Here is a 22,097-nt window from a genome sequence, read left to right as displayed (position 1 = left end):
CGGCGTTGCCGCCGCAGCCTGTTGAAAATAAAAGAAGATCGCCGGTGAGGCGGGACCCGTATTGTTGGATCAGACCATCTTGCCGACGAAGAGCTTTTCGATCGTCATGTCGCGGAACGTGTAAGGAATCCCGCCGACGCCGAGACCGGACTGGCGCAAGCCGGCGAACGGCATCCAATCGACGCGGAACGCCGTATGGTCGTTGACCATGACGGCGGAGCCGTCGAGATGGCTGTAGGCGTGGAAGGCCGTCGCGAAGTCCCGCGTGAATACCGCTGCCTGGAACGCGTAAGGCAGTGCGTTGGCTCGCCCGATCGCCTCGTCCAGGTCGTCATAGGCGTAGACGCAGACGACGGGGCCGAAGACCTCGCGGGTGGACAGGCGGCAGTTGGGCGGCGGCTCCAGCAGCACGGTCGGCGGATAGCAGGTCTCCGACAGCGGACGGCCTCCGGACAGCAGCTCGGCTCCCCCCGCAACGGCTTCCTCCACCCATTCATGGACGCGGGCGACTTCGCCGGGACGGATCAGCGGGCCGACTTCCGTCTCCGCCAGCAAGGGATCGCCGACCCGGAGTTTCCCGGCGGCGTCCGCCAGTTCCCGCGCCAATCGGGCCGCGATGGAGCGGTGTGCGAAGACCCGCTGCACCGAGACGCAGACCTGCCCGGCATGATAGAAGCCGCCCTTGGCGATCAGCGGCACGGCCGCCGCCAGATCGGCGTCCGGGGCCACGATGACGGGTGCTGCACCGCCATGCTCCAGGGCGCACCGGGTGCCGGGAGCGAGCCGGGCGCGGAGACTCCAGCCGACGGCGGCGCTGCCGATGAAGCTGAAGAAACCGACGCGCGGGTCGGTGACGAGCTTGCCCGTCACCTCCCTGCTTTCGGTCAGCAGCGCCTGACACCACGCCTCGGGCAATCCGGCTTCCCGCAGGATGGCAACGAAGCGCAGGCAGGACAAGGGTGTCGCCTCCGCCGGCTTGACGATGACCGGGCAGCCGGCGGCGATAGCGGGGGCGACCTGATGGACGATCAGGTTCAGGGGATGGTTGAAGGCGCTGACCGCGACCACGACGCCGATGGGCTCGTGCGTCGTAAAGGCGATCCGACCTGTTGAAGCCGGCGTGCCGCCCATCGGCACGACGCTGCCGCCTTCCGAACGCAGAAGCTCGGAGGCGTTGAGGACGCCGTCGATGGCCCGCGCGACCTCGGCGCGGGAGTCGATGAGCGGCTTGCCGCCCTCGCGCGCCGCCTCGACCGCGAGATGTTCGGCCTGATCGGTCATCAGGCGTGCCGCCTGACGAAGGATCTCCACCCGCTTCGCCGGCTGCAACCAAGCGCTCCGGTCCCGGAACAGACGGTAGGCGGTTTCCAGCGCCGCTTCGACAGCTTCGGCGCCGCTGGTCTCGACGGTGTCGATCAGCCGGCTGTCGAAAGGGGCACGCACTTCGATGGTCATGTCGGTCAGCCTTCCGGTTCGGATCAGCCTTGCGCTGACGGCGCCTGATCCCGGTTGCGCAGTTCGTCTACCAGGACGCGGGTGTTCTCGGAGTAGTCCACCGGAACGGTGACGAGATGGACGCCGCCGGCGCTGAAGGCCTTTTCCAGCGTCGGGGCGAGCCCGTCGGCCGTTTCGACCCGCCATCCTGTCGCGCCATAGGCGTCGGCGTATTTCACGAAATCGGGATTCCCGAAGGTCAGGCCCCAGTCGGCGAAGTCGTCCACCGCCTGCTTCCAGCGGATCATGCCGTAAGCCTTGTCCTCCAGGATCAGCACGACGAGGTTCTGCTTGAGCCGGACGGCGGTTTCCATTTCCTGCGAGTTCATCATGAAGCCGCCATCGCCGCACACCGCCAGGACGCGCCGCTCGGGGTGCAGCAGGGCCGCCATCATGGCCGAGGGCAATCCGGCGCCCATGGTCGCCAGCGCGTTGTCGAGCAGCAGCGTATTGGCGACATGGGTGCGGTAGTTGCGGGCGAACCAGATCTTGTACATGCCGTTGTCGAGCGCCACGATGCCGTCCTCGGGGATGACCTGCCGGACGTCGTGGACGATGCGCTGCGGCGTCAGCGGGAAGCGGCTTTCGGTCGCCCGGTCGAGGATGCGGTCGAGGATCTGCTTCCGCAACGGCGCCAGCGCCGACGCCGTCTTGAGCTTGCCCTCGAGCCGGTCGGCCAGCAAGGCGAGGCTGGGACCGACGTCGCCGACGACCTCGGCGTGGGGGAAGAATACCTGCTCGACATTGGCGGGCGTATAGCCGACATGGATCACCTTCGGTCCGCGCTCGCCCATGATGAAGGGCGGCTTCTCGACCGTGTCGTGACCGATGGCGAGGATCAGGTCTGCCCTGTCGATCGCGTCGTGGACGTAGTCGCGTTCGGAGAGCGCCGCCGTGCCCATGTAGAGGTTGGAGCCGGCCCCGACCGATCCCTTGCCGGTCTGGGTCGTGAAGAACGGGATCTGGGTGCGGCGGACGAAGTCCGACAATCCGGCGGCGAGACGCGGGCGGCTGGCAACCGCCCCCATCATGACCAGCGGACGTTCGGCCGACAGGATCATGGCAGCCGCGCGGTCGAGCGCCGCCGATGGTGCCACCGGAAGTTCGATCGGGTGCGGCGGCACCATCGCGAGATCGGGCACCTCTTCTCCGGCGATATCCTCGGGCAGTTCCAGATGGACGGGACCGGGACGTTCCTCCATCGCGACGCGGAAGGCATCGCGCACCAGCGTCGGGATGACGGAACCGCTGACGATCTGGCGCGACATCTTGGTCAGCGGCTTCATGGCGGCGACCACGTCCACGACCTGGAAACGCGCCTGCCGGCTGGACAGGATCGGCTTCTGGCCGGTGATCAGGATCATCGGCATGGCGCCCAGATGGGCATAGGCGGCGCCGGTCGCGAGGTTGAGCGCTCCCGGACCGAGCGTGCTGATACAGACGCCGGGGCGGCCGGTCAGCCGTCCGTGGGTGGCGGCCATGAAGGCGGCGGACTGTTCGTGCCGGGTCAGCACAAGCTCGATGGAGGAGCGGCGGAGAGCTTCGACGACATCGAGGTTCTCCTCACCGGGGATGCCGAATATCCGGTCTACCCCTTCGTTTTCGAGACAGCGTACCAGCAGCTCTGCGGCGTTCATGGCCGGGACTCCCTTGGAAAGATCGCTGAGGGTCACGCCGCCCTGGAAAGGCCGGCGGTGACGTCGGCAGGCAGGTCGAGCGGCGCATTGGCGCTGTCCAGGAACTCGACCGTCGTGAACACCATGTCAGTATCGCCGATATTTTCAAGGTCGTGGATCATGAACTCGCCGGCGGCATAGGTATGGTGCCGGGTGTCGCCGGGTTGGTAGGTCATCTCCGAGACGCGACCGTCTGCGAAGTGGGAGCGGCCCCGACCCGCTGTCACCGCCGTCCAGAAGTAGTCGAGCACATGGGTATGGAAGGCGATGCGCTCGCCGGGCTTGAGGCTGAGGGACCAGACGCGGACCCGGTCGGATTGGGAAACCAGTCGGTTGCCGACTTGACCATTGCCGGCCCTGGCCGCGAATTCCTCGCGGCGCTGGGCGGACCAGTCGGCGGGGGCGCTCGGCCATTGGGTGATGACGGGCTTTTCCATGATGTGGCTCCTTGGATAAGGCTTGGGCTCAGGTGAGGCTGAGGCCGGTCTGGGCCTTGACGTGCTGGGCGGCGAAAGCCTGTTTGACGATAGTGGCGGCTTCGGTCCGGTCGAGCCTGGAGACGATCCATGAGGTCAGGAACGCCAGCGGCACGGAGAAGAGCGCCGGGTTGTCGTAGGGGAAGGGTGCTGCGCCGAGCTTGAGGGTGACGGTCCAGACGCTGGGGCCGAGAGCCACCAGGATCAGGGCGCTCGACAACCCGATCAGGGAGCCGGCGACGGCGCCCCGCGTCGTCAATCCTTTCCATGCGACCGACAGGAAGATGATCGGGAAGTTGGCGCTGGCCGCGATGGCGAAGACCAGACCGACCATGACGGCGATGTTCTGGTTCTCGAACAGGATGCCGAGGCCCATGGCGACGACGCTGATCGCGATGGCGGCAAGCTTGGAAACGCGGACTTCCTGAGTTTCGCTGACGCGGCCCCGGCGGAGGACGCGGGCATAGAGGTCGTGGCTGGCGGCCGAGGCTCCGGCGATGGTCAGGCCCGACACGACGGCCAGGATGGTGGCGAAGGCTACCGCCGAGATGAAGCCGAGCAGGACCGAGCCGCCGAGCGCATTGGCCAGATGAAGGGCCACCATGTTCGTCCCGCCGACAAGGTTCCCGGCGGCATCCTTGAAGGACGGATCCCCCAGCACGAGGGCAATGGCGCCGAAGCCGATCACGAAGAGCAGCGTATAGAAGACGGTGATGAAGCCGGTCGCGACCAGGACGGACATGCGGGCCTGCCGGGCGTCGGCGACGGTGAAGAAGCGCATCAGGATATGCGGCAGACCGGCGGTGCCGAAGATCAGGGCGACACCCAGCGACATGGCGGAAATGGGGTCCTTGACCAGCCCGCCCGGCGCCATGATCGCGACGCTCTTGGGATGCAGGGTAATGGCCTGGGTGAACAGCGCCTCCAGGCTGAAGCCGAAGCGGCTGAGGATCAGCACAGACATCAGTGCGGCACCGGAGAGCAGCAGAACCGCCTTGATGATCTGGACCCAGGTGGTGGCCAGCATGCCGCCGAAGGTCACGTATAGCATCATCAGGACCCCGACCATCCCGACCGCCATGTAATAGGGCAGCCCGAACAGCAGCTCGATTAGCTTGCCGGCGCCGACCAATTGGGCGATCAGGTAGAACAGGACGATGACCAGCGTATTGATGCCGGCGACCGTCCGGATCGGAACCTCCGACAGGCGATAGGCCGCGACGTCGGCGAAGGTGTAGCGGCCGAGGTTGCGGAGCGGTTCGGCGATCAGGAACAGGATCATCGGGAACCCGACCAGGAAGCCGATCGCGTAGATCATGCCGTCGTAGCCCGACGTGTAGACCAGCGCGGTGACGCCGAGGAAGGTCGCCGCCGAGGTATAGTCGCCGGCAATCGCCAGCCCGTTCTTGAAGCCGCTCAGGCCCCCGCCGGCGGCGTAGTAGTCGCTGGCCGTCCGGGTGCCGCGCCGGGCCGCCCAGAAGGTGATCCCGAGCGTGACCACCACGAAGGCGAGGAACATGGAGATGGCGATCGGATTGAGGCTCTGGCGCGTCGTCGATCCGGTCAGGCCGTCGGCCCAGGCGGGACCGGCGGCCATGATGGCTCCCAGACCTGCGAGAAGCGCTGCGGGGAAACGGGAGGAAACGGGAAACGCAACGGTCATCGCAGGTCCTCCTGAAGGCGCCGGCTCAGCTCGTCGAGGCGGCTGTTGGCGAAAGCGACATAGATGGCGGTGAGGACGAAGCCCAAGCCGAGCAGGCCGACGCCCAGCACCAGCCCCCAGGTGATGACGGTTCCGTCATGGAGCGGAACCCCGAGCGTCGATGGCCTGAACGCGACCGTGAGGATGTAGCTGAAGTAGGTTACGGCCAGGATCGTGGCGAGCGCCGTTCCGAGACGGGACCTCTCCTGCGCCAGCTGCCGAAAGATGGGATGCGAGACCACTTGATCGAGCTTTGACATGCTCTTTCCTCCCTTGTTTCCGATGTTTCGTATTGTTCGATCAGGCCATGATTCCGGTGGCACAGGCGGTTTCCGCCATCACCGCTTCCGGACGGCGGTGACGCTCCGCCATCGCGCGTTCCTCAGCGTCGAGGATCTGGGCCTGCATGTAGGCGCCGAGCTGACGGGCGCGGCGGATCACGGCGGAGCCGAAAGCCAGCCGTTTCGCTTCGAAAGCGGCGAGAGCGCTTGAGAGATCGCCGGGATGGTCGATGATCGCCCGGACCAGTGCGTCGGCGTCGCCGGCGGCCTTGGTGACGCCCATGCCGACATGGGGCCGTGCGACGAAGGCGGCGTCGCCGATGATTACGGACCGCCGGCCCAGCACCATTCGCGGGGATTCGAGATCCTGGATCGCCTGGATGAAGGGCTGTGCCGTCCTGTCCACCACTTCGGCGAACTGGGGCGACAGCAGGTTCCGCGCATCGCGGCGGAGTGCCGCGGTGACCTCGGGCCGTATCCTGTTGGGCGGGATCGACAAGGGTTGCGATACGCCGTCGACGTCGGTCAGCAGGTCGCGCAGGACACCGCCGGCCTCGGCCGGACGGTACCAGACGAAGTTGAACCGGCGGCGGCCGCGCTCCATCGCCTCGTCCAGGCCGGCCACGGGGTAGCCCAGCATCTGCTCGCCGTGCGGCAGCGAAAAGGCGAAATGGTCGCCGAGCGCATCCTGCGTATCAGGCGACAGCTCGGACTCGTCCACCAGTCCCCGCCACGCGATATAGCCGACATAGGACGGCTGCACGTCGGGAGCGAACCGGGAGCGGACGGTCGAGAAGATGCCGTCGGCGCCGATCAGCAGGTCGCCCTCTTCCGACGTGCCGTCGCTGAAATGGGCCGTGACCGAGGTGTCGGTTTCCTCGATGCGGTCGAGGTTCCGGCCCTGATGGTAGCAGGCATCCGGCAATCCTGCGCGGAGCAGGCCGTAGAGGTGACCCCAGGAAGTTAGGATCTGCCGGAACGGCAGTTCGCCGACGATCGAGCCGTCGCGGCCGAAGACGCGCCGGCCCGAAACCGAAACGCCGACCTGCGCCGCCTGACTGTCGATACCGGCGCGCTTCAGCACGTCGAACAGTTCCGAATGGGTCACGATGCCGGCGCCCCGGCCGGACAGCTCGGCCCCTACCCGCTCGAAGACGTCGGCCTGCCAGCCGGCGCGGCGGAGCAGGAGTGCGGCGAAGAGGCCGGCCATGGAGCCGCCGACGATGATGGCTCTCGGTTTGTGGCCGGGTCGTGACTCGGGAGTGCTCGAGCGGGTCGTCGACATGGTGCGTCCTCCGTTTGGGTCCGCCGCCGGTGGTCGGCGGGCGGACCGATCCTGCGCATTCCGGAGGGGGAAGAACGGCGTCCGCTTCGACGCATCCCAGCCAACCCACGATCCCCGGCGCAATGTTTATCGTTCGATAAACAAACAATGCGCCCAGCCAACTGATCGTGTCAACAACTATTTATCAGGTGATAAATTCAGCCGGCCCGACGCGCTTGGCCGGCGCCTTCCTGGTGGATCAGGTCTCCGACCGCCGCAGGCATGCCGCGCAGAAACGCTCGAACACGGAGCGCCAGATCGGCGTCGAGATCGTCCGGAACCGGCATGCCGTAGATGAACTGGCGGACCCCCAGATAGAAGATCGCCGCATGAAGGCCCCAGATCAGTTCGGCCTCCTCGTTCAGGATCGGGCCGTCGGTCGGCATGCCGTGTTCCAGACGGATTTCACGGGCGATCAGGTCGAAGGCGGAGGACCTAAGAAACGCCAGATAGCGGGCATTGAAATCCAGCCCCTTCAGTCCGGCGAACATGAACAGCCGGACCCATTCGTAATTGAGGATGACCTTGGCGTAGCCCCGGTAGAAGCGGACCAACCGGTCCTCCAGCGGGACCGCCCGGTCCCGGAGCTGGGTTTCCCACTCCTTGTTCCAGCGGTTGACGTAGACTTCCTCGTAGACCCGGTCGAGCAGGGCCTCCTTGCTTGGAAAGTACCGGTAGAGCAGCGGCTGGGTGATGCCGAGGCGTGCCGCCAACTCCCTGGTGGAGCCGTCGAAGCCGAATTCGGCGAAGAAGGCCACGGCGCCCCGGACGATTTCCAGCTCCCGTTCCTTGGGTTCCAGCCGGCGCTTGTCGGCTGTTTTGACTGTCGGGATGCGAGACATGGACCGGACCTCCTTTATCATTCGATAAACAGATTAGCATGCGCAACGCCGAAAAGGCAGCGATTGACGCATGCGCACCTGCGGAGGCAACCTGGGACGCCGCGACGCCGGATCCACATTCAGATCAGGATGCTGCTAAGCGGCATGTGGTAGTCGACGCCGGCTAGCGTCACCGACGCCGTTCCATGCTGGATCACCATGTCATCCGTCGCCGTCCTGGCGACCGTGACGCCGGCCGCGTCCATGTCGATGAAGTCGACGCCGACCTTGAACCCCCGGATCAGGTCGTGACCGGATTTGGAGATGAACGTGTCGGCTCCGGCGCCAGCCGTGAAGACGTTGTCCAGGGCGTTGTCGGTCACCGTAGCACCACCCGACGTCACGATGACGAGGTTCTCGACGTTGTTGGCAAGTGTATATTCATTGGTCCACAGCAGGACGGTGTCGCGTCCGCCTCCCGCCGCTTCGACGACGATGTCGTATTTGGAACCGACCACATAGTAGTCGTCGCCGCCGAGGCCGGTCATCCGGTCGATGCCGCTGCCGCCGTCGATGTGGTCGTTGCCCGAGGTGCCGGTCAGCGTGTCGGCGGCACCGGTGCCGCCGATGCTCCTGGTCGCCTGCGCGCCGTCTTTCCAGTCATGGACGGCAGTGTCGGTCTTGACGCCGGTCGTGGGCGTCGATCCCGATGCCGCCGCATACATCTTCAATGCGTTGGGTCCGAGAGTCGAAGCGTCGAAGGGCGCGGTCATGCTGTTTCCGCTGTTGACGCTGACCGATCCCGATGCCGCATACAGCCATTTGACCTGGGAAACGTCGTTGTTCACGATCTGGAAGTTCTTGGACGCGTAGCCGAGGTTGTCGGTTCCGACATGCACGTTCCAGAGCGTGCCCGTGCCGCTCAGCGCGTTCTCCTTGACCATGCTGTCGACCGCGCCATAGGCATTGATCGCCTGCTTGGCGGCGGAAACCTTGTTGTCCTGGACGGTCACGCCCTTAGCCTGGTAGTTGAGGCCGATCGGAAAGATCGAGCCCGGCCTGTCGCTGAAACCGCCGACCAGGATGCCGTCGGGCACGTGATGGACGAAGTTGTTCAGGATCTTGACGTTCTGGGTCCCGGCCTTGACGACGATGCCCGACAGGCCGCGCACGTCGTAGACCTCGTTGTTGGCGATGACGCCGGTCCGCATGTAGACGTTGTCGATGCCTTCCTGGGTGGCGATGTTATGGATCGTGTTGCCGGTGATCGCGATGCCGACCGTCTGCGCCGTCTTGATACCGTCGTATTTCTGGCCATAGACGTGATTTTCCTCGATGACGATGTTGGTCGCCATGTTGGTCAGGTTGGTGCCGCCCTGGGTGAACTTGATGCCCTCGGTGCCGCCCGAAAGCTGGAAACCCTTGACCACCACATTGTCCATGCCATAGCCGTAGACCACCGCGAGCCCGGCATTCGCCGCCTTTATCGTGGCGGAGCCTTCGCCGTCCGCCGACACCAGCCAGATCGGCTTGTCGGTCGTGCCGCTTTTCGTGATCTTGACGTTCTCAGTGTAGGTGCCGGCCTTGACCATGATGGCGGTGCCCGGCGCCGACGCGTTCACGGCCGCCTGGATGGTCTTGTAGGGAGAGGATGCCGAACCGGTCGCCGTCGCATTGTTGCCGGTCGGAGAAACCCACTTGATGGCGATTGGCTTGGCGTTTTCGTAGGGAACTACAGTTGCCGCCAAAGCAGAAATGCCGAGTGGTAGATATGCCATTTCACAAGCCCTATAACTCCAATTTGGAGGTAAAGGCTCGCAAAATTTATTACCTAATTAGTTTATGTGCAAAAGTGGTAGGCAGGAAAGCTCAAAATTAACACAGTTACATGGCATCTTCTTCTACCGGTTCACCATGCGGTAGGGCCGGTCACTGTCCGGCGCTTTCCTTCAACGCCAGGGTGCGGATGTCGGCCAGCACCAGCCGGGGATCGAGGAAGTCCAGGCTGTAGATGTTGCGGATCTTGCCGCTCCGGTCGATCAGGTAGACCCGGAGCTGATGGGCCAGGGGACCGCCGGTATCGTCGGGCGCCGGGTTGGCGAGCACCCGCTGGCCGTAGGCGGCCAGGATTTCCCCTAGCGAACCCTTGTCGCGGGCGGTCAGGAACGACCAGTCCGCCTCGTCGCCGGTCCTCAGCGACTGCGCCTGGAGCGCCATGACCTCGGGGGTGTCGTGGTCCGGATCGAAGCTCATGGTGATGAGGCGCAGGATCGGGGTGAGCGCCGGGTCGGCGGCGGCCGCCTCGTGCAGGTCGCGCATCAGCGCGGTGCCGAGCGGGCAAATGTCGGTGCAGCGTGTGTAGATGAAGCTGAGGACGGCGATCCTTCCCGCCATCAACCCGTGAAGCCGGCGCTCCGCGCCGGTTTCATCCAATGCTTCGCCGTCCGCCGCCTCACCGAGCGGCGGCAAACGGTAGCTTCCCGGTTCGGGCGGATCGTAGTCGAAGCCGGGGGGCCGCGCCGATTGTGCGGGCGGACTGCCATGGCCGTGGTCGTGCGCTGGGCCGGCGACGGCGCCCTGCCCGCCCGCCAGGAACGCCATCGCCGCGCCGAACAGCAGCGGCAGCACCACGTCAGGATGCCTCGGCACGGCCGGCCCTCCCGATTCAGTTGGTGTAGAGGCTGTCGGCGCCCAGACGCATGATATGCGCCCGGCCCAATTGCCGTTCCTTGAAGTCGATGGTGAAGCGGTGGTGAAGCTCCCGCCCGTCCCAGTCGTAGCCCTTGATGAACTGCTCGTCGTCGGCGCCCTTCTTGTCCCAGTTAGCCAGCAGCGACGTGGTGAAGTAGACGCGTTTGCCGTCCCAGCTTTGGGAGACCATGTTGACCTGGGCGCCGATCTTCTGTTCATGGATCTGCTTCGGCGCATGGGGGTCGGCGACGTCGAAGACCCTGACCTTGCCGTCCATGAAGGTATCGACGAACAGGGTCTTGTCGTCGGCGCTGAGGCTGATGTCGACCGGCAACGGGATGTCCGCCGGGTTGCCGATATCGGCGACCGGATCGGCGTGCCACTCGCCGCCGGCATCCTCATGGATCAGCCAGATCTTCGAGGTCAGCGCCGTCGTCGTGAAGGCGTAGTTGTGGTCCGGACCCCAGGCCCATCGGATCTCCAGGGGCGCTCCCGGAACATGGAACACCTTGCGCGGCTGGCGTTCGTGGAAGTTCCACAGTACGACGGTCTGACCGAAGCGCTTCATCGCTTCCGGGTCCTGCACCAGCTTGCCGAAATCCATCATGTAGTTGGCCTTGCCGGTAAAGGACGAGGTCAGCATGACGTTCTTGCGCGGCAAGACTCGCTGGTCATAGCCATAGCCATCGGCGACCTGTTCGATCTGCGCGCCGCGCGGGTCCTCGGCGGTCGGCATCCAGTGGGTCGCGAGGAACTTGCCGTCGTTGGTGTATTCCACCAGGGCTGTGCGCCCGCCTTCGTCCTTGACGTTTGACAGGCCGGACATCAGCATTCGGCCCGGCAGGGCATAGGCTCCGTGGGGACCGACGACACCACCGGTCGCCTGGACGAAGTCGTCGATCGTCCGCTCCAGCCTCGGTTTGCCCGGATCGGTGTGGATGTCGAAGATGAAGATCCTGCTGGTATCCAGGCCGCTGGCCCAGAAATAGCGCCGGTCGTCGGTGAACCCGCCATGGTGCGCCTCGTTGCGGCCGCCGACCGATACGCTGGAAATCACCTGGCCGTAGGTCGGGGAACCCGGCCGGACATCGACCGTCACCAGCTTGTCGAAGCCGTCGCCCAGGCCCTCGACGCCGAGGGTCCAGACATAGACGTAGTCTTCCTGGCCGGTGATCTTGGGCATGAAGGGCGACATGCAGGTCTCGTCCGCTCGGACGGGTACCGGGGACAGGACGGAGGCGGCGGCCAGAAGAACGCCGGCCGGAATGACCGTCGTGGCCAGACGGCCCGCGCCAGCCATCCGACGCCGGATGAGATCGGCAAGAGATCGTATCGAGGAGTCCATGGTTCCCGTCCCCGGATCTTGTTTCATCGCTGCCGCGACCGAAAAGGTGAATTTTAATATGATGTGAGTTGCGCGTCGATTTATCTTAAGGTTCCTGCCGGGATACGCCGCGCTGCTAATACTTCATTTCCCGAAAGGCCGGAGCGAACGGAGTGGCATGCGCATGGCTGGCATTGCGCAGATAAGTATCGCTTCGGCGGCGTCGGCACGGCATTTATTGCGGTGATGACATCGCCCGGCATATTGAAAGCATTGGAGACAGGCCCGCGAAAGCCTACAAGGACGTGGACATGTTCGCTTTGAAGCCAGATCGCGATAGTGGTTCAAGAGGAGAGGATTTTGGATAACAAACCGGAGTTTCGTGTCGTCCCCAGCCCGAACAGCGTGCCGGGAGCCGAACGCGCGCGGATTCTGGAAAATCCGGGGTTTGGCAAGGTCTTTACCGACCATATGGTCACGGTATCCTGGGATCTCGACAAGGGCTGGCATGACGCCTCCGTGCGGCAGCGCGCGCCTTTCCAGCTCGATCCCGCCAGTGCCGTCCTGCATTACGCCCAGGAAATTTTCGAAGGGATGAAGGCCTACCGGACCGGCCACGGGACGATCACCCTGTTCAGGCCCGAGGAAAACGCCCGCCGGTTCCAGGCCTCGGCCAAGCGCATGGCGATGCCGGAAATCCCGGAAGAGCTGTTCCTGGAGTCGATCGAACAGCTGGTCCGCATCGACCGCGACTGGGTGCCGTCCGGCGACGGCAGCAGCCTCTACATCCGCCCTTTCATGTTCGCGAGCGAAGCCTTCCTTGGCGTGCGCCCGGCGCACAGCTACATCTACTGCGTCATCGCAAGCCCGGTCGGCGCCTATTTCAAGGGCGGCGAAAAGCCGATCTCGGTCTGGATCTCCGACGCCTTCAGCCGGGCGGCCCATGGCGGCACCGGTGCCGCGAAATGCGGCGGCAACTATGCCGGCAGCCTGCTGGCCCAGGCCGAAGCGGCGCAGCACGGCTGCGATCAGGTCGTGTTCCTGGACGCGGCGGAGCACCGCTGGGTCGAGGAACTCGGCGGCATGAACATCTTCTTCGTGATGGACGACGGCAGCATCGTGACGCCGCCACTCGGAACGATCCTGCCGGGCATCACCCGCGCCTCGCTGATCCGCATCGCGCGCGACTCCGGCATCACCGTCGAGGAGAAGGCCTACTCGTTCGACCAGTGGCAGCAGGACGCCGCCAGCGGCCGCCTGAAGGAGGCCTTCGCCTGCGGCACCGCCGCGGTCGTCGCCCCGATCGGCAGCGTCCGCCATGCCGGAGGAGAGTTCTCCATCGGCGGCGGCGGGGTCGGCACGGTGACCCACGACCTGCGCCAGAGGCTGGTCGGGATGCAGCGGGGATCGCGCGAGGACGTCTACGGCTGGCTGCACTCGATCTCCTAAGCAGGAGCGGGCATCGGCAGTCGACAGTCGGAATGGAAACGGCCGCGTCATGGCATGACGCGGCCGTTTTCGTTTCCGAGGTTTCGGTATGTGCGGCGGCGTTATAACAAGGGCCGAAGACATCGACCTGTGTGGACAGTGTTTGTTGGGCCACGGCCCAACCTACAGGCTCCTGCTTCGTAAGTTGGGCCGTGGCCCAACATTTGCCGACCGCCGGTCGAACTCTTCGGCTCGTGGCGTTACTTCGCCGCGCGCACCTTCTGGATTTCGGCGTTCAGCTCTTCCACCAGCGCCGTGTTGATCGTCTTCTCGTGCTTCTCGATGACGGGCTTCAGCTTGTCGCGCATGCGCGACCGTTCTTCCGGCGAGACGTCCGTGATCGTCATGCCGTGGGTCTTCAAGGTCTCCGCCGCCTCGGCGTCCATCTTGCGCGACACGTCGCGCTGGTATGGCTTCGCTTCGTTGGCAGCGTCCATCAGGATGGCGCGCTCGTCGTTGGAGAGCTGGTCCCAGAACTTCTTACCGGCCAGCACCAGCAGCGGCGAATAGGCGTGGCGGGTGTTGGATGCGTATTTCTGGACGTCGTAGAACTTGTTGGTATCGACCGAGATGAACGGGTTCTCCTGACCGTCCACAGCGCCAGTCTCGAGTGCCGTATAAAGCTCCGGGAACGGCATCGGGATCGGATTGGCGCCGAAGGCCGAGAAGGCGTCGATGAAGACCGGGATCTGCTGTACGCGGATCTTCAATCCTTGGATGTCGTCTCCCTTGGAGATCGGCCGCTTGCTGTTGGTGAGGATGCGGAAGCCGTGGTCCCAATAGGACAGGCCGATCAGTCCCTTGCCCGGAAGCTTCTCGATCAGCTTCGTCCCAACGGGACCGTCGAGCACGACGTCCACTTCCCTGGCGTCGTCGAACAGGAACGGCGTGTCGAAGATGCCGAAGTCCTTGTCCATGCCGGTCAGTAAGCCGGTTCCCATCATCGACATCTCGATGGTGCCGCCTTGCAGCGACGAGGCCACGGCCGCCTCGCCGCCCAGCACGCCGCCCGGATAGAGCTTGACGTTCAGCTTGCCGCCGCTCTTCTGGCTGGCGAGTTCGGAGAACCGCTTAGCGCCCAGGTCATGGGCTGACCCCGCCGGATTGACGAAGGCGAGCTTGATGGTGCGGCTCTTGATCTCCTGCGCCGATGCCACCGAGGCCGGCAGGACCGAACAGGCTACCAGGGCAGCCACGAGGCCCGATTTCAATAAGCTTTTCATACTTTCCCCCCTTGTACCGGTGCTTCCCGAATGGAGCCGGCCGGTCATTCGTTTCGTTGGTTTTGACGGCGTTTCCCAGCGCTGGTCAGAACGCCAGTTGCACCTTCATCGCGCGCGACCGGTCGGACGCCAGTTCGAAGGCTTCGACCGCCTGCTGAAACGGCACCGTCTGGCTTACCAGCGGCTTCACGTCGATCAAGCCGCTGCCCATCAGGTCGACCGCAAGCTGGAACTCCTCGTCGAAGCGGAAGGTCCCGCGCAACTGGATCTCCTTGGCCACGATCAGGTTGATCGGCAGCTTCATGTCGCCGCCGAGGCCAAGCTGGACGACGATCCCGCCGGGGCGCACCGCGTCGAGCGCGCCGCGCAGGGCCGCCTCGTTGCCGGAAGCCTCGAACAGCACGTCGAAGCTCCCCTTGTCCTGCGCGTAGGGAGCGAGGGCGTCAGGGTCCGCCGCGATGTCGATCGCGCGGGTCGCACCGACCTTTTCGACCAGCGACAGCGGGAAGGCGCTGACGTCGGTCGCGACGATCTCCGCCGCACCGGCGAAGCGCGCCGCCACGACCGAAAGCGCGCCGATCGGGCCGCAGCCCGTCACCAGCACCCGCTTGCCCATCAGCGAACCTGCCCGACTGGCGGCGTGCAGGCAGACGGCCAGCGGCTCCGCCATCGCCGCTTCGGCCATGGTCATGCCGGATGCGATCGGGATCGCCTGCTTCTCATCGACCGTCAGGTTCTGGCGGAAACCGCCCTGGACATGGGGAAAGCGCATGGCGCTGCCGATGAAGCGCATGTCCAGGCACTGGTTATGCTGGCCGGCGCGGCAGTAGCGGCACTGGTCGCAAGGCCGGCTGGGGTTGACGGCGACCCGCACGCCCGGCGCGACGCGCGAGACTTCGTCCCCGACCTTCTCGACCGTGCCGGCGATCTCGTGGCCCAGCGCCATCGGTTCCCGTATCCGCACCGTGCCGAAGCCGCCGTGGTGGTAGTAATGCAGGTCGGAGCCGCAGATGCCGCCGGACTCGATCCGGACCTGGACGTCGCGCGGACCCAGTTCGGTTGCCGCGATTTCCTCGACCCGAAGGTCCTTGGGAGCATGGATGACAACGCCGAGCATGGAAATTTCCTCCGGTAGCCGGGCTTCAGAGCACCGCCAGCATGCCGCCGTCGACATAGACGATCTGGCCGTTGACGTAGTTGGACGCGGGTGACGCCAGATAGACGACGGTGCCGATCAGTTCGTCCGGCTTGCCCCAGCGCCTGGACGGCGTCCGGCCCTTGACCCAGGCGTCGAAAGTCGGATTGTCGACCAGCGCCTGGTTCATGTCGGTCAGCATGTAGCCCGGCCCGATGGCGTTGGCCTGGATGCCGTGCCCCGCCCATTCCGCCGTCATGGCGCGCGTCAGCATCTTGATGCCGCCCTTGGCGACGGTATAGGGCGCGACCGTGGCGCGGGCGAGTTCGCTGGTCAGGGAGCCGATGTTGACGATCTTGCCGCGACCGCGCGGGATCATCCGCTTTGCCGCTTCGCGTCCGATCACGAAGGCGCTGGTCAGGTTCGCCTCGATCACCTTGCGCCACTCGTCGGTGGCAAGCTCGACCATCGGCTTCCGCAACTGGATGCCGGCGTTGTTGACAAGGATGTCGATCTCGATGCCTTCGGCGTCGAACCGCTCGAAGGCGGCGACCACCGCCGTCTCGTCGGTCACGTCGAAGCGGGCTTCATGGACCGAGTACCCGGCCGCCCGCATCTCCGCGACGGCGGCCGACAGGCGGCCCTGGTCGGAGCCGTTGAGCACGACGGCGGCACCGGCGGCGGCCAGCCCTTCGGCCATCGCGCGGCCCAATCCGCGCGACGAGCCGGTGACGAGGGCCGTGCGGCCCTCTAATGAAAACAGGTTGGTGGACATCGTATATTCCTCAGGCTGCCGCCGAACGGCGCACGGTGAGATCGGAACGCTCGAACACGGCCGGCAGCAGTTCGGTGCCGAGGCCGGGGCCTTCCATCGGGTAGACGTAGCCGTTCTCGATGGCCGGCACTTCGGTAACGAGTTCCTTATACCAGCCGGTATAGAAGGCGCGGACCGATTCCTGGATCAGCGTGTTCGGCTGGCTGAACGAGGCATGGACGGCGGCGGCGAAGCCGACCGGTCCGATGCAGTCATGCGGCGCGAAAGGGCGGTGGTAGGTTTCGGCCATGGCCGCGATCTTGCGCCCTTCGGTCAGGCCGCCGGTCCAGCATAGATCGACCATGACGACATGCGCGGCATCCCGGTCAAGCATTTCCTTATAGGGGTAGCGCGAGCCTAGCGTCTCGCTGGCGCAGACCCAGACATCGGTCGAGCGGGCGTATTCCGCCAGCGCCTGCGGCGAGTTCATCCGGATCGGGTCTTCGAACCATGTGGGCGAATAGGGTTCCAGCGCCTTGGCGATCTTCTTGGCGGTCGGCAGGTTCCACAGCGAGTGGAACTCGACCATGATCTCCATCTTGTCGCCGACCGCCTTGCGGATCTTCTCGAACGGTTCGACCGCCTTCTTCATCTGCTCGGCGGTGATGAAAAGCCCGTGGTTCTCGATGGCGGCGGGATCGAACGGCCAGATCTTCATCGCCGTGATGCCGCTCTCCAGCAGGTTTTCCGCCAGGGCGTCGGCCCGGTTCATGAAGCCGTCAAGATCCTCGAACGGGCCGCCGGCCTCGCCCAGGTTCCAGTTCGACACCGGCTTGATGTTGGTGGAGCGCACGTATTTGTAGCCGGCGCAGGTGTTGTAGATTCGCGTCCGGTCGCGGCACAGGCCGCCCAGCATCTGGTGGACCGGCTGGCCGCAGACCTTGCCGAAGACGTCCCACAGCGCGATGTCCACGGCGGAGGCCGCCCGGTACTCGGCACCGGTGGACGACTGCGCCATCGGCAGGTTGACCATGTCGCGGTGGATGGCCTCGATATGCAGCGGGTTGCGGCCCAGCAGGCGCCCGGCCAGCGTATCGTGGATATGCGCCTCGACCGCGCCAGCGCCGTAGAACGTCTCGCCAAGTCCGATGATGCCGCTGTCGGTATGGACCCGGACCCAGAGGACGTTGGAGAACTCCTCGGTCCTGAGAGTCTCGATGGACGTGATCTTCATCGTTGTTTTCCTCCCCACACGATCCGGTGGAGCCTTGCAGCAGCGGTTACCACCGTATGGCGCGGGACTATATGCGCGCTGGTAAAATATCACAACATGTTTTAAAAGGTCTGCCAGACTGGTGTCGTGGTCCCGATGCGGGGATCAGGGTCCCGCTTCGCAGGCATTTCAAAGGAGGCATGCATGGCCGGACGTAAACGGGCGCTGCCGAAACTGGTCGCGGCCGGTCAGGACGAAGCGGCGGCACCGCGCCGCCAGAACCGCGTGAACCTGGTCGAACTTGCCTATGAGCGCATCGAGGATCTTATCGTCAATTGCGAGCTGAAGCCCGGCCGGTTCCTGGCGATCCAGGACCTCCAGGAGATGACGGGGTTCAGCCGGACTCCTGTCCATCAGGCCGTGACCCGGCTGGCCAACGATACGCTTATCCTGGTCCGGCCCCGCCACGGCGTCCAGATCGCCCCGATCGACCTTGCCCGCGAACGGATGCTGTTGCAGTTGCGGCGCGACCTGGAGCGCTTCGTCATCCGTCTCGCCGCGGAAAAGTCGAGCCCGACCTATCGCAACCAGCTTCTCCACGTGGCGCGCGTCCTGCGGGAGCGACGCGACGGCATGACCGCCGGCGAGTTCAACGTGCTGGACCGCAGGATCGACCGGCTGATACTGACGGCGGCCGCCGAGCCGTTCCTCGAACACACCATGCGCCCCCTACACACGATCTTTCGCCGGATCGGCTGGATCCACCACACCCACATCAAGGGCGACGCCAACGTCCACACGACGATCGACTGTCACCTCGCCATATTGGACGCCGTCGCCAACCGCCACGTCGCCCAGGCGATGACCGCGTCGGATGCGCTGATCGACTTCGTGGACAGCATGTTCGACACGATGGAGCGCGAGGTCGATCCCTCGCTGCTCGATTGCAGCCTCGAACCCCTTATTCCCAATCCCCGCAAGGACACATGATGCTGATCGTCTTCCACGGTGAAAACGCCTCCTCGTTCAGCCCGGGCTTCGCCGGCCTTCTCGATGTCGATGCCAAGATCGCCGTGCTGCCGGACGAGCTTTCGAGCGAAGCCGACCGGCGGACCTATGCCGCCGCCGACGTGATCGTCGGGACGAAGTACAGCGGCACGCTGCCCACGCCGGCCAAGCTGAGCCTGTTCCACGTTCCCGGCGCCGGTTACGACGCCGTCGATCTGGAGGCGCTTCCGGCCTCCGCCGCTGTCTGCAACTGCTTCGGACACGAGCAGGCCATCGCCGAATACGTCATGGCGGCGCTACTGGCGCGGCACGTCCCACTCGCCGATGCCGACAGCCGCCTGCGCCAGGGCGACTGGCGATACTGGGCGGGTGCAGCTGAGCGCGTTCATGACGAGCTGGCGGGGAGGACCATCGGCCTGCTGGGGTTCGGGCATATCGGCAAGGCCATCGCCACCCGCGCCAAGGCGTTCGAAATGACGGTCCACGTCGCCAACCGCAGTCCGGTGGTGGCATCCCCCCTGCTCGACCGGTCCTTCCTGCTGAACGACCTCGGCGGTTTCTGGGAGAGCGCCGACTTCATCGTCGTTTCGGTTCCGCTGACGGACGGCACCGCCGGCATCGTCGGGGCTGAGGCCTTCAAGGCGATGAAGCCGTCCGCCGTCGTGTTCAACGTCGGGCGCGGGCCGACGATCGACGAAGCGGCGCTTTACGAAGCGCTGACGGCAGGACGGATCGCGGGTGCCGTGATCGACACCTGGTACCAGTACCCGAAACCGGGCGAGAACGGCGTCTTGCCGTCAAGACTGCCGTTTCACGAGCTTACCAACGTGGTCATGACCCCGCACATGTCGGGTTGGACCCATGGCACGATCCGCCGCCGCCAGAAGACGATCGCGGACAACATCCTGCGCGGCGTCCGAGGGGAACCCCTCGTCAACGTCGTCAGGCAGCGGGCCTGATATCAAGGGCCGAAGAGTTTGACCGGTCTGGAGCATTAGATGTCGGGCTGAAGAGGCCCGACCTACGCCAGCGTGCTTTTGCCCGCGCTTGGTTTTGTAGGTCGGGCCTCTTCAGCCCGACATCTTTGCCGGAACTCACCGGTCAATCTTAAGTTTCGAGGTCTCAGGATGCGAGGCGTAGCGGATAGCCCGGGAACATCCCCTCGAACGCGGCGGCGCGCACCAGCAGGGTGATTTCGCGGATGGAGTCGACCATCTGCCGGGCCTCCGGGTTGGTGGCAATGAGGCGCTCGACCGCAGCGGCTTGCTCGGCGCTCAGTTCGCCATCCACATAGGCACCCAGGACGGCGTCGTCGAACAGATCGGACATGGCGGCTCTCCCTCGTTGTTCTCGCGGGCCGCGGGTCCGCCGCGGTTCGGATGATTCGCCGGGCGGCATTTTGCCGTCCAGCGAATCATCCTGGCGGATTTATGGTTAACAAAAAGTTAACCATAAATTATCTTTGCAACCCCTGAACGACGGAACTCAGGGCAGGTGACCGGTCAACTCTCCGCCAGCCAGACGCCCTGATCGATGAAGGGCGCGCGGATGCCGATATACTCCAGGGATTCCGAGAACCCGGTGACGACTTCGGACCTCGTCATGCCGGCCGCCAGTGCGTTGGTCCAGGCGCTCAGCCCCTCCGGATCGGGAGCGCGGTCCAGGACGTTGTCATAGAGCAAGTCGACGAAGGCCGCATCACCCAGGTTGCCGTAGCGGGCCTGGAACTCGGCCGAGCCGACGAAGCCGTCGGCGACCTGCTGGAGCGGCGTGCCGGTCCTGATCGCGTCGGTCCAGTTCGCCAGCCCATCCTGATCTGGGAGCCGGTCCAGCGTCGCGCTGTAGAGCCGTGCGACCGACGCGGCATCGTCGTCGCGCAGCCACAGGCCTTCCTCCACGGCCGGGCGGGTATTCTCGACGTATTCGGTGGATTCCGAGAACCCCAGCACCACCTGGGCACGGGTCGTCCCGGTCCCGATCGCATCGACCCAGCCCTGCACCTCGGCGCCGCCCGGTTCCCGGTCCAGGACGTTGCGGTAAAGCTGCGACACGAAGTCGGAATCGTTCAGGTTGCCGTAGCGCGACTGGAACTCGGGCGATCCGATGAAGCCTTCGACCGCTTGCTCCAGGGTCACGCCATTATCGCGCAGTGCGGAGGTCCAGCCCTTCAGGCCGCCCGGATCGGGCTCGCGGTCAAGCGTGGCGCCGTAGAGGCGATAGGCCTGCGCCGCTTCGTCGCCGGTCCCCGTCACGAATTCGCCGTCGGTGAACACGAGGCGTTCGGTCCGCTCGATCCGGTCGACGCCAAAGGAGCCGGAGACGGTGTCGGCGCCGTCGGCGACCAGCGTGATCGTATTGGCCAGACGGGCAGACGCCCAGATGGCGGTATCGCCACCGCCTCCGCCGTCGAACATGTCGTTGCCGGCGCCGCCGATCATCAGGTCGTCGTCCAAGCCGCCGAACAGCCAGTCGGCGCCGTCGTTGCCGGACAGCGTGTCGTTCTCGACGCCGCCGGCCAGGATATCGTCACCGGCGCCGCCGCCGAGGTCATCGGCGCCGTTGTAGCCGAAGACCAGATCGTTCCGCGCCGTCCCGCTATGGGCGTTGGCAAAACTGAAGTCTTCGTAGACTGCCTGTGCGGTCGGCATGATGCGGTCGTGGACCGGCCAGAAGTTCGGCTCCAGCACGATGTAGAAGTCGCCGCCCTGTATGGCGCCGCCGCCGACATCGATCTCGTGGTACTGGTGGATCCCGATGTTCTGCCAGTTCTGGGTCGCCCCGTCATCGACCGAGCCGCTATAGGTCCACAGCTCGTCGGCGCCGTTGATGCCGCCGAAGGACGTATTGTTGGTCAGGGACGCCTTGCCGGTGTTCATGCCCAGGAAGGTTGTGAAGTTCATGCCGCTGGGGCTGGTCCAGCCCGGAATGTTCGCGTCATGGAAATGCGAGAAGACCGGGTGTACCTGCAAGTCCCCGGCCTGCGCCGCCGGATAGTTCTCGGATACCAGGCTGGTCCTGAAGGTGTTCCAGTCGATGCCGGAGTTGTTGGTGATCGTCGGGTCCAGGTAGAATTTCAGCTCCGACGTCGCCGACCCCATGTCGACCTTGATCGCGACCGGCGACAAGTCGTCGAAGGTGGCGGTATACGCCACCTTCTTCCTGCCATCCAGTGTCCCGCCTTCAAGTGCGAGACCGGTAACTTCCGGCGAATTGTCGAGGAACTCCCAGCCGTCGATGGTCGCCGCAGTCGCCCCCGTAAGATCATGAGACATCGCACTCTCCCGCCGGAACATTTTCCAAGCTATTTTAAGCGAAATCCATGCGACCTCTCATAGGCTCCATAGGCAGTGGGCGGATGGCTACGGCGCCCTGAACCCGATGAGCCGGCTTTGCCGGCACCCGGCCGCTGCCGATTGTCGGTTCTGGGACACGACATACCTGCATATGGCTGATAGGTTGTCGGGCACAAACAAAACGAGCTGGGATG

At 65.0% G+C, this 22,097-nt stretch carries 19 protein-coding genes; 3 read left to right on the top strand and 16 right to left on the bottom strand.

Features of this window, described 5'->3' with window-relative positions; genetic code table 11:
* Positions 1 to 69: 69 nt before the first annotated feature.
* From N826_RS06530 to mtoX, 10 genes are all read right to left on the bottom strand, one after another.
* Entirely contained in the window at positions 70 to 1,455 is a 1,386-nt protein-coding gene (locus tag N826_RS06530) for an aldehyde dehydrogenase family protein (protein WP_044426813.1), read from the bottom strand.
* Positions 1,456 to 1,478: 23 nt separating this feature from the next.
* Positions 1,479 to 3,131 (bottom strand): acetolactate synthase large subunit, encoded by a 1,653-nt coding sequence (locus tag N826_RS06525; protein ID WP_044426810.1) that lies wholly within the window; start codon positions 3,129 to 3,131, stop codon positions 1,479 to 1,481.
* A 32-nt stretch (positions 3,132 to 3,163) separates the two neighbouring features.
* Positions 3,164 to 3,607, bottom strand: coding sequence for a cupin domain-containing protein (locus N826_RS06520; protein ID WP_044426809.1), 444 nt, complete (start codon positions 3,605 to 3,607; stop codon positions 3,164 to 3,166).
* A 28-nt stretch (positions 3,608 to 3,635) separates the two neighbouring features.
* Complete coding sequence (gene actP, locus N826_RS06515) at positions 3,636 to 5,309, bottom strand: cation/acetate symporter ActP (RefSeq protein ID WP_169789294.1); 1,674 nt, start codon at positions 5,307 to 5,309, stop codon at positions 3,636 to 3,638.
* A complete protein-coding gene (locus N826_RS06510) occupies positions 5,306 to 5,608 on the bottom strand; it encodes a DUF485 domain-containing protein (RefSeq protein ID WP_044426807.1) in 303 nt (100 codons plus the stop codon). Before N826_RS06510 ends, actP begins: the two co-directional genes overlap by 4 nt.
* A gap of 40 nt (positions 5,609 to 5,648) precedes the next feature.
* Positions 5,649 to 6,914, bottom strand: a complete 1,266-nt coding sequence (locus N826_RS06505; protein WP_044426805.1) for an FAD binding domain-containing protein — start codon at positions 6,912 to 6,914, stop codon at positions 5,649 to 5,651.
* A gap of 197 nt (positions 6,915 to 7,111) precedes the next feature.
* Positions 7,112 to 7,795 (bottom strand): TetR/AcrR family transcriptional regulator, encoded by a 684-nt coding sequence (locus N826_RS06500; RefSeq protein ID WP_063772210.1) that lies wholly within the window; start codon positions 7,793 to 7,795, stop codon positions 7,112 to 7,114.
* A 119-nt stretch (positions 7,796 to 7,914) separates the two neighbouring features.
* Positions 7,915 to 9,522 (bottom strand): right-handed parallel beta-helix repeat-containing protein, encoded by a 1,608-nt coding sequence (locus tag N826_RS39725; protein WP_052830881.1) that lies wholly within the window; start codon positions 9,520 to 9,522, stop codon positions 7,915 to 7,917.
* Between the two features lie 181 nt (positions 9,523 to 9,703).
* A complete protein-coding gene (locus tag N826_RS06490; protein WP_211099224.1) occupies positions 9,704 to 10,423 on the bottom strand; it encodes an SCO family protein in 720 nt (239 codons plus the stop codon).
* 16 nt (positions 10,424 to 10,439) lie between these two features.
* Positions 10,440 to 11,810, bottom strand: a complete 1,371-nt coding sequence (gene mtoX, locus N826_RS06485; protein WP_280178440.1) for a methanethiol oxidase — start codon at positions 11,808 to 11,810, stop codon at positions 10,440 to 10,442.
* A 339-nt stretch (positions 11,811 to 12,149) separates the two neighbouring features.
* Between mtoX and N826_RS06480 the strand changes: the two genes are divergently transcribed.
* Positions 12,150 to 13,238, top strand: a complete 1,089-nt coding sequence (locus tag N826_RS06480; protein WP_044426799.1) for a branched-chain amino acid aminotransferase — start codon at positions 12,150 to 12,152, stop codon at positions 13,236 to 13,238.
* Between the two features lie 239 nt (positions 13,239 to 13,477).
* On the opposite strand, the gene N826_RS06475 is transcribed toward N826_RS06480, so the two are convergent.
* The 4 genes from N826_RS06475 to N826_RS06460 form a co-directional block, all read right to left on the bottom strand.
* On the bottom strand, positions 13,478 to 14,500 hold the full coding sequence (locus N826_RS06475; RefSeq protein WP_044426798.1) for a TRAP transporter substrate-binding protein: 1,023 nt from the start codon (positions 14,498 to 14,500) through the stop codon (positions 13,478 to 13,480).
* An 85-nt stretch (positions 14,501 to 14,585) separates the two neighbouring features.
* On the bottom strand, positions 14,586 to 15,617 hold the full coding sequence (locus N826_RS06470) for an L-idonate 5-dehydrogenase (RefSeq protein WP_044426795.1): 1,032 nt from the start codon (positions 15,615 to 15,617) through the stop codon (positions 14,586 to 14,588).
* Positions 15,618 to 15,642: 25 nt separating this feature from the next.
* Entirely contained in the window at positions 15,643 to 16,410 is a 768-nt protein-coding gene (locus tag N826_RS06465; RefSeq protein ID WP_044426792.1) for an SDR family oxidoreductase, read from the bottom strand.
* A 10-nt stretch (positions 16,411 to 16,420) separates the two neighbouring features.
* Complete coding sequence (locus N826_RS06460; protein ID WP_044426789.1) at positions 16,421 to 17,623, bottom strand: mandelate racemase/muconate lactonizing enzyme family protein; 1,203 nt, start codon at positions 17,621 to 17,623, stop codon at positions 16,421 to 16,423.
* Positions 17,624 to 17,806: 183 nt separating this feature from the next.
* On the opposite strand from N826_RS06460, the gene N826_RS06455 reads away from it, so the two are divergent.
* Together N826_RS06455 and N826_RS06450 are read left to right on the top strand one after the other, a co-directional pair.
* Positions 17,807 to 18,592 (top strand): GntR family transcriptional regulator, encoded by a 786-nt coding sequence (locus N826_RS06455; RefSeq protein WP_044426786.1) that lies wholly within the window; start codon positions 17,807 to 17,809, stop codon positions 18,590 to 18,592.
* The gene (locus N826_RS06450; protein WP_211099223.1) at positions 18,589 to 19,569 is read left to right on the top strand and encodes a 2-hydroxyacid dehydrogenase; all 981 of its coding nucleotides are present in this window, start codon (positions 18,589 to 18,591) and stop codon (positions 19,567 to 19,569) included. Before N826_RS06455 ends, N826_RS06450 begins: the two co-directional genes overlap by 4 nt.
* A 163-nt stretch (positions 19,570 to 19,732) precedes the next feature.
* Here N826_RS06450 and N826_RS06445 read toward each other — a convergent pair whose 3' ends face one another.
* Complete coding sequence (locus tag N826_RS06445; protein WP_044426785.1) at positions 19,733 to 19,939, bottom strand: anti-sigma factor family protein; 207 nt, start codon at positions 19,937 to 19,939, stop codon at positions 19,733 to 19,735.
* A 173-nt stretch (positions 19,940 to 20,112) separates the two neighbouring features.
* Positions 20,113 to 21,882 (bottom strand): DUF4214 domain-containing protein, encoded by a 1,770-nt coding sequence (locus tag N826_RS39720; RefSeq protein ID WP_052830880.1) that lies wholly within the window; start codon positions 21,880 to 21,882, stop codon positions 20,113 to 20,115.
* Between the last annotated feature and the right edge of the window lie 215 nt (positions 21,883 to 22,097).

The organism is Skermanella aerolata KACC 11604, from assembly GCF_000936425.1.
In the GTDB taxonomy this organism is placed as follows: Bacteria; Pseudomonadota; Alphaproteobacteria; order Azospirillales; family Azospirillaceae; genus Skermanella; species Skermanella aerolata.
This window is presented reverse-complemented; position numbering and strand designations above follow the sequence as displayed.